This window comes from Bartonella sp. PS7NMGDW, assembly GCF_042193585.1.
Taxonomy (GTDB): Bacteria; Pseudomonadota; Alphaproteobacteria; order Rhizobiales; family Rhizobiaceae; genus Bartonella; species Bartonella grahamii.
In genome coordinates this window covers 1-614 of sequence record NZ_JBHILX010000123.1, presented here as the reverse complement: position 1 = coordinate 614, position 614 = coordinate 1, and the positions used below count along the sequence as shown (strand labels likewise).

The 614-nt window shown below is 38.9% G+C and carries 1 protein-coding gene; it reads left to right on the top strand.

Annotated features, from left to right (window positions below; translation table 11 throughout):
- Nucleotides 1–614: antA/AntB antirepressor family protein (locus ACFIKJ_RS09665; protein WP_375652248.1), on the top strand; the 614-nt coding region annotated here is incomplete at both ends.

The following is a 614-nucleotide window of genomic DNA, read 5'->3' as shown; positions in this document are numbered from 1 at the left end:
CGTGATTTGCATGCGTTTTTAGAAGTAGGTAAAGATTTCTCTACTTGGATTAAATATCGCATCAACAAATATAATTTATTAGAAAATCAGGATTATTTAGTTTTCACCAATTTTGGGGAAAACCTCCAAGGTGGTCGTCCCTCTAAAGATTATCATCTAACTTTAAGTGTAGCAAAAGAGCTTTCTATGCTTGAGAATAATAAGAAAGGTAGAGAGGCTCGTTTATACTTTATCAAATGCGAACGGCTTTTGAAACAAGTAGTGACACCACAAGTTGACTACTCCAAACCCGAAGCATTACTTGGTGTTTTGAATCACTTACAAAGTCAAATCGAGCAAAAGGATAACACCATTGCTAAATTGACTCCAAAAGCAGAAGCTTTGGAAGGTTTAAAACGCTCTGATGGTTTGTTTGGTTTGATAGAAGCAGCAAAGATGTTGGAAGTACGACCAAAGGATTTAACGGATTACTTGCGTAAACATGATTGGGTGTATCGCCGTGCTCCAGGGGCGCCTCTGTTACCTTATCAGGACAAGATCAAGAAAGGCTTTATGGATTGTCCCGCTATTACCATTCAAAGACCGGATGGTACAGAAAAGGTCCTGCCTTCAAC